At 50.1% G+C, this 8,062-nt stretch carries 6 protein-coding genes; 4 read left to right on the forward strand and 2 right to left on the reverse strand.

The window, feature by feature from the left end:
* The first annotated feature begins 29 nt into the window (after positions 1–29).
* Genes WFM46_RS00455 through WFM46_RS00470 form a run of 4 tightly spaced genes read left to right on the forward strand, consistent with a single transcriptional unit; the run spans position 30 to position 5,577 of the window.
* Positions 30–707: a hypothetical protein gene (locus WFM46_RS00455; protein WP_180210020.1), complete on the forward strand. Its 678-nt coding sequence runs from the start codon at positions 30–32 to the stop codon at positions 705–707.
* Positions 708–715: 8 nt separating this feature from the next.
* Entirely contained in the window at positions 716–3,253 is a 2,538-nt protein-coding gene (locus tag WFM46_RS00460; protein WP_336996879.1) for a CS1-pili formation C-terminal domain-containing protein, read from the forward strand.
* Positions 3,246–4,862 (forward strand): fimbrial protein, encoded by a 1,617-nt coding sequence (locus WFM46_RS00465; RefSeq protein WP_180210022.1) that lies wholly within the window; start codon positions 3,246–3,248, stop codon positions 4,860–4,862. The genes WFM46_RS00460 and WFM46_RS00465 overlap by 8 nt, the downstream gene beginning before the upstream one ends.
* Before the next feature lie 31 nt (positions 4,863–4,893).
* Positions 4,894–5,577 carry a molecular chaperone gene (locus WFM46_RS00470; protein ID WP_336996880.1) on the forward strand — a complete coding sequence of 228 codons (684 nt, stop codon included), beginning with the start codon at positions 4,894–4,896 and terminating at the stop codon, positions 5,575–5,577.
* A gap of 78 nt (positions 5,578–5,655) precedes the next feature.
* On the opposite strand, the gene WFM46_RS00475 is transcribed toward WFM46_RS00470, so the two are convergent.
* Positions 5,656–7,059, reverse strand: a complete 1,404-nt coding sequence (locus WFM46_RS00475) for a CBM96 family carbohydrate-binding protein (protein WP_180210024.1) — start codon at positions 7,057–7,059, stop codon at positions 5,656–5,658.
* A gap of 91 nt (positions 7,060–7,150) precedes the next feature.
* A partial coding sequence (locus tag WFM46_RS00480; RefSeq protein ID WP_336996881.1) for an MFS transporter occupies positions 7,151–8,062 on the reverse strand: 912 nt, incomplete at its 5' end.

The raw sequence follows: 8,062 nt of genomic DNA on the forward strand, positions 1-8,062 counted from the left end.
TTAGTCTCCTTTTAATGTAAGGATACCCCATGAAATTATATTATCTTTGCGCGGCTGCGTTATCTCTGGCTATTGTTTTTCCTGCCCAGGCAATTAATGTTGGAGATGTCACCTCCATCATAACCTCACAAAATAATAGCCTGGCAAAAGAGATTGAGAATAACACCGAGGCTGCACGATTCGTTAGCGTTAAGGTTGAAAAAATCTCGTCCCCTATGGCCGATGGCAAAATTATCCCCATGGCAGATCGGTCTGAATTACTTTCAACACCAGCAAGTTTGATATTACCTGGTAATGCCAAAGAAAACTTCCGTTTCATTTATAATGGCCCAGCGGATGATAAAGAACGCTATTATCGCCTGTCATGGACTGATGAACCTATCTCGGAATTTGATACCACTAAACAAAGCAAGCTCGGTCAGGCAACCACATCAGCAGTCATTGGTACCATTCTGGTTGTCGCACCACGTAAAGAGCACTTTGACTATAAGCGCCAGGGCGGTGAGATAACCAATACGGGTAACGTCTCTTTCCGTGTTATTTCATATGGTCCTTGTAAAGATAAGAAGAAGGATGACGGCAAGGGCTGCCGTGAAAGATACAATTTAATGCCCGGGCTTAGCGTAAAAATAAAACATACCGATCTCAGCAATAAAATGACCCGTATTGGCATCTGGCATGGTGAGCAGTTAATACACGCAAAATAGAGACTATTATGGATAAGTCGGATTTTAATAAGGGATCTGTATTCTGCGGACTCATGTTGACCGCCGTTATTGCTTTACCAGCAAATTCTGCCGTACCTCTCCAGGTTAATAATCATGTCATCCCTGCTGCTTTCGCCTATGCGCTTCAGCAGGGTATGACGATCCCCGTTTTTATACGATACGATGGTGAAAAAGCAGTCACCCCCAGCCGACAAAAAATTGCCGATGCAATCATTTCGGTTAGCGATGGCGTTTTTGTTATCAATCAGATCACGCTGTCTGACCTGCCAAACAGAACGGAGCTGGCCTCTCAGCTTAAAACTGTTATCAGCGAATTGAAAGATGCCAAATTTAACGATGGAAATCGAATCCAGCTCAATAATGACGCTTCTATCATTCTGGATACCCGTTCTTTTTATCTTGAACTGTTGGTCAGCAGAGAGGCTATGGACGCGGCAATAATACCGCGCACAAATATACTGGGTGAATCATCTTCAGATCAACTTACTAACATTCTTAACTACACTGTTGGGAGCTATTACAGCCAGTACGACAAGGATAACAACGGCAGCAGTTATATCACTCTGGATAACTCTACCTCGCTGCGCGAGCACCATGTAAACCTTAATGGTTCTGTTTATGGCGTGGGTACTAAAGAGAGTAAAAGCGAACTGTATCGTGCAATGTATGAGCGCGACTACCAGGGAATGCGTGTTGCCGCAGGGATGGTGGATACGTGGAACCTTCAGTCGATAGCCAGCATGAGCGCGCTCAACTCCAGCCGCATCTTCGAGGTTAGCCTTGGTAATAAAAGCAGCACCCGAATTGAAGATAATACCTTAACGCTGGTCCCTATTACCGTGTTTTTACCTGCTGCGGGCGAGGTACATATTACGCGTAATGGTAAGCTGCTGAGCATTCAACAATTTTCAATGGGTAGCTATGAGGTTGATACCTCTAAGCTACCGTTTGGCGTATACAATGTCGACGTGTCTGTATTGGTGAACGGCAAAGAGGTTAGCTACCGAACCACGCAAATTAACAAGACATTTGCACGCGAATCAAGCGTTACGGGTCTTATAGACTGGCAGTTATTTTCTGGCATGCTCAAATACAATAAGATGGATTATCGTGACCATGAAAACATCGACTACGGTGAAAAAGATACCTGGGTTGCGGGCGCGGCATTGGGCACACGGCTGCCTGTATTATCCGGGGTAAATATTAAATCTACCCTGTATGGCTTTGACAACAATGGTGTCAACGAGTCGGAAATTAACGTCGAGTTTAACGATCTCTTTAGTGCCAACCAGCAACTGCTGCTGGCAACAGACAGCAGCTGGCAGAGCATCAGTACGCTGAACTTTGCTCTTCCGGGGGGTTACGGCAATATCTGGGCATCGCGCCAGTTCGGCCACATAGGCGATAAACTGCCGATGTACAAAAGTGACTATACGACCATCGGCGCCAGCACCAATCTGAACACGTTTATCCCGGGGTTAGGGAGTCTCTCGGTTAGCTACTCGAAGGATAAATACAATAATAATGATTACACTAACGTAGATTACAGTCAGTCACTGTATAACAACCGTTGGGCCACGCTCACGATGCGCACCGGTATTCAGCGCTATTCTTATCGGGATAACGGTAACGTCAGCGATAAATATATTAACCTGGATTTGAGCTTACCCCTTTCAACCTGGTTAAGTACCGGGATGTCCAGTGAAAATGGCGCTACGCTGGCCAACGCAACCCTGCGTAAAAGTTTTGATAACAGCCCGATTACTCAGGTTGGGGCCTCGGTGTCGAAACGTATTAGCGGTGGTGACGGGAATGAAGGCAATGGCTATAGCTCTGACGATTTCGCCATCAACAGCTACGCCTCTTATGACACTAAATATAATACCGGAACCGTTTCGGTAACGTGCTCTTCAGATAATAACACCAACCTGACTCTCAACTCGCAGGGTAGCGTTGCGTGGACGAAAGAGGGTATTAACCTTGGTAAAGGCACGGAAAATTCCGGTATTGTTATCAACACTAACTTTGCGGAAGAGGGTCAAATGACGGCGCAAATTAATGGCCACAATTATCCTCTCACCGGTAAAAGTAATTACATCAGCCTCCCCGCTTACGCTGAATATAAAGTTGAACTAATGAACGACAAAAACGCGATGGATAGCGTAGAAATCGTTCGCGGACGTCGCAGTAATGTGGTGTTGTATCCAGGTAACGTCAGTGTAATTACACCTGAAGTCAAGCAGCTGGTCACCGTATTTGGCCGTATGAAAAACCTTAATGGCAAAGCCTTTTCCAACGTCAATATTCGTAACCACATTGGCAAAACGAAAACCAATGAACAGGGCGAGTTTGCCATGGATGTGGACAAGCGCTACCCGGTCATCACGTTAATTGACCAGCAGGGCGGCGTTTGCGAAGCCGACCTGGAACTGACCAAAGCACGTGGCGCCGTCTGGATGGGCGATATTCCGTGCCATCCGCAGGTTCAGTCAGCATCTAATAAAGGAGCGCAGCCTAATGTTTAACAGACAGACGTTAGCACTTATCGTTTTCAGCCTCGCTATTACGTTTTTAAATTCCAGGGCAGCGTACGCGGTACATATGTATGATGAGGCCGCGGTCTCTAACTCCTATTTGTTTATTGAAAACAATGTCGATAATGAATATTTTCTGACTTCAACGTCTCTTGATCCCCGCTTTACGGGTGCAAATACCTGGACCAGGTATAAAACTAACCAGGATAGTATGGGGTATATGGGCGTCGTTGGCTGGCATAAAACCAATACCTGGGTGGATATGTGGATTGATAATTCCTCCATTACTGGTCCCTTAATGGGGATCCGCTGTCGTATCCAGAACGGAGGGACATGTCCCTCTACCGGCTATCTCGAGGCGGGCGCCAGGGACAACAACGGCTTTTATCATTCTCGTGCCGGCAATAGCGTATCTAACGGCTCGTATGGTTTTGCTTCATTTAGTCCAGCGGCGTATGATTATTTTAAGAATCAGCCAGTTGGAACGCAGGATAGCTTTGATCTGAACTACTGCTACAGTGACACCGACTACGACTACGCTGCTGGCGAACGTTGTAATACCCTCAGCACCGGCTATTGGCACAAGCGTAAATTTAACGCCACAAAACTTGGCCATCTCAAACTCCAGAGCACGGGCGCTCTGGCTGAAGTGTGGATCGCCAGCGACGGCACACCGAGCGTCAACATTGGTTCTGAATATTGCCAGGTGGGGGTGGTAAGCAACGTCAGAGGACTGATTTGTAAGATGGCCGCTTACTCCCTGCAAGAAACTCAAAAGATCAATTCACTTAACTTTAAGATGATCATTGATAACTCGAAGCTCGGTTTTAGCCCATACGCGTCAGACGTAAAATACAGTGGCGACGCCAGCAAATGGTATAACTTCAGTAACACTACCGCTTACAGCAACGTTTTCACCACCGGTGGTGATTACGTCTATGCCTTTATCTCTGATAACTTTTTCAAAAAAATGGTTAAGGCGGGGACAAGTATTACTGCTAATGACAATATTTTTACCCTCAACTTTAATAACACCAATACCCCCGAGTCGGGTTACTATCAATTCACGACGTCGACGACGCTGAATATCGTGCCCAAAGAGTATGGTATTAGTATTGTTTCATCAGACGAAAAGGCGAATCCTAAACAGTCCGGCAAAATCGGCAGTGAAAAGGCTATTGAGTTTGATTACCGTATTACCACATCGGCCCCACGTCAGGCCGACAACATTACCGTCCAGGTCGTTGGCGAAAGCGCGACTATTCTGCGCATCCCTTACTGCGTCTTTACCTCTGCCGATGGTACGTTGAAGGTGCCGGTTCCGGCCTATATCTCGTTCACCAGCAATACGGGGGCCAAAATTACGAAGCGAAACAGCTGCTCGGACGCGCCGATCAATATTACACGTGCCAATTGGGTACAAACGGCGTGGAACGCCAATCTCGATGATTCGTTTTATTACAAAACCAATATTAAGCTTATCTTCCCGATGGATGACTCTCGCTCGCAATTTACACTTTCTGGTCAGGACTGGATGGGTACCGTGAGCGCCAGCGGGGAGATCAAAGCGACGGCAACCTGGGTAGGCGTCGATCGTTAATCTTAAGCCTGGTACTCAAGGGTCTATGTTTATGAGAAAAGCGGGTTTCACACTCCTGGCGCTATTGGCAACGCTGCTATCCATTAACACGGCACATGCCGTCTGGTTTAGCGCGCTCATCTACGATATGCCGGCAGACAAAGATTTCGTCTCCCGGCCAATCTATAACGATACCGACCGAACAAATCTGTATAACATCAGCGCCTGGAAAATTGACAGGCCTGGCAAGGGCGGTGAAAAGAAAATTACCGACCAGGACCTGGAGATCCTCTGGGCGCCGCTGAAATTTTCGCTCGCGCCCCTGCAAACAGACTATTTCAAACTCTTTTATCGCGGGCCGAAGGATGATAAAGAGCGCTATTACCGGGTAGTGTTTAAGGAGATCCCGCTTCGGCTCTATCCGCTGCAGAAAACCGGCAGTAATTTAAATGTGCTGCCGGTGACCTCTATGAGTACCATACTCGTTGTGCGTCCGCGTAAAATTAAACTTGCCTATAAAGTCGATGAGCAAAAAGGGATTATCGAAAATAGTGGCAATACCTTTTTCAGGGTGATTATCCAGAAAGGTTGCGAGGGCGATGATGAAAGCTCAACGCAATTTTATATGCTACCGGGCGAAAAGTACCAGGATAAAAGCGTAAGCGTTACGAATAGAAAATTTATCGTGGCGCAGGAGAAATACATTCAATTAGGTAATGGATGCTTTCAAAATTAACGATCGGTAAACCATAAATCCTTCTTAACGGAAGCCGGTTTACTAACCGGCTTCTGTCTGTAGTTAGTCTACTCTACCTTATGTCTCCGGGGTGTTTTTATACCCCGTCAACATCAGTATCAGGCTCTCTTTAGAAGAGGCAGGGCTGAACTGATAGTGATTACCCTGACGGTCGCCACCGATATACCAGGAGATTTCAGTCTTGCCTGCCGCCAGCGCTTTGCGCACCGCCTTGTCGACATCCACCATCCGGTATTCGCGCTTGTTGTTGAGATAGAGCAGCGCATCGGACGAGTAGTTACAGGCCGGACGATTTTTCCAGGTGACGGTGGCGGGATCCCAGTCGTTGCTCGCCGGATAGAAGAAGATCTGATCCGCGCCGTTAGCCTCGACTTTTCCGCCATAGATCCGCACCCGGTATTTGAACAGAGAAGGATCCTGGCCTTCAGGCAGCGCAGGGATCGTAAACTTAACCAGACTCATCGTTTCGCTGTTACGGGTGCGGCCGCCGTTTTTCCAGTTATCCTGCACCAGCAAGGTCTGCGCCCCAGGTACCGGGGTATCTGGCGTCTCGCTACTCACCCAGACGTTTGCCAGCGCCTTTGAATAGCCGTAGGGGACGTTAGTGCCGCAGTCCATGCCCTGATTCATGCACATCTCAGTCATAAAGCGGGCACCCTCTTCAGTCCAGCCATTCATAAAGTCGGCGTGGGCGGTATAGAGGCTGCCCCAGTGCTCTTCGCGCACATCGCCATTCATGGTGGGATCGAGCGACAGCTGGGCTTTCGCGGTATCCAGGGAGGTGATTCCGTGCAGCACCCAGGCCACGTTCATATTTACCGTCGGGATTTTCACCGGATAGCCGGACGGGCACTGCCCTTTCACATCGTAGGTCGCATTCGCCATGCCATGGTGCGGCTGCAGGTGGATACCATCCCAGCAGTTAGGGAACTGGATCCCGATATTAAACTGCACCGCATCTTTGGCTTTTCTCAGCCCACACACTTCTCCGACTTTATTGCTGTAGCCTCTGCCGTTAGCGCATAAAAAGGTTATGCGGGCGTTAGGCCCGGTACCGTGGTGATCGCCCGCCAGTAGCGCCAGCCCTGCCGGAAATGGGCTGAGCGGGAACTGTTCCACGTTAGACGCCTGGTAATAGGTTTTTTGGTAGGCGGGTTGAACCACCGTCCCGTCCGGCAGGCGCAGCGACGGCGCCCAGTAAGCTGAGCTGTCGGCTTTGTTATCGCAGGTGGTTTCTGACTGCTTACGCAGTGATTGATAGGTCGAATGGGCGTCCGTCCGGGTGTTGCCGAAAAAGTCGTGCCACATCGCCTGGTTGGTTTTGCCAAACATCATAATGGCGTCATCGCCCAGAGTATGGCTATAAGCACAAACCACGTGCGCCTGCGGGCCTGCATGGGCATAAAGTGACGGCAACAGCAGCGCTGACGCCATCGCGGTATAAAGTGTGGTCCTTTTCATAAGTATCTCCTGATAGAAAGGACCACATTGGTAACAAAACGGCACTCACGCTTCGAATGATTTGCGCAATATTTTTCTGCGCTTGCGCGCTTTACAACGCCGCGGGGGGGTTACGCAGATATCCCAGCGTCAGCAGGCAGATCGTCGCCCCGGCATAAAAGGTATATTCCGCGCCCCACGTTTCCCAGATGATGCCAGCCCCCAGGCTGGCAACCAGCAGCGCCACGCCGCTCACCATACTGAACAGGCCAAACGCCGTACCGCGCAGGTCGGGGGGGGCCGTCTTCGCAATCATCGCGGTCAGCAGCCCCTGGGTCATCCCCATATGGATGCCCCACAGCGCCACGCCGGCAATAATCCCGATCCAGTGGGTGCTCAGCGCCAGTACGATATCGGCGGCGATCAACACCGCCAGTCCCCACTGGAGCAGGCGCGTATGGCTCATGGCATCGGAGAGTTTGCCAAACGGATAGGCCGAAAACGCGTAAAGCAGATTCATGGCGACCATCACCAGCGGGATCAGCGCCAGCGGAATGTCCGCCTGCTGGGCACGCAGCACCAGAAATGCCTCACTGAAACGGGCGAGAGTAAAGACAGCGCCGAGGCCAATCACCCACCAGCAGCTGGCGCCGAGGCGTTTCAGGTTCTCTTTTTTGATGGGATTGGACCGTTTATGGGCAACAGGCGTGGCGGGCTCATGCAGGCCCACAAAGAGCAGTAAGACGGCCAGCACGCCGGGGATGACGGCGATCCAGAAGATAGTGCGGAAATCATCGTTCCACAGCAGCATCATGCCGACTGCCAGCAGTGGGCCGAGAAACGCGCCAATGGTATCCATCGACTGACGCAGCCCGTATGCCGCCCCGCGCAGTTCCGGCGGCGTGACGTCAGCTACCAGCGCGTCGCGGGGGGCACCGCGGATCCCCTTCCCTACCCGATCAATCAGACGCGCCCCGAGGATCATCCCCGACGACGAGGCGATCGCAAACAGCGGCTTACTGGC

Origin of the sequence: Leclercia sp. M50 (genome assembly GCF_037150775.1) — a bacterium.
Lineage (GTDB): Bacteria > Pseudomonadota > Gammaproteobacteria > Enterobacterales > Enterobacteriaceae > Enterobacter.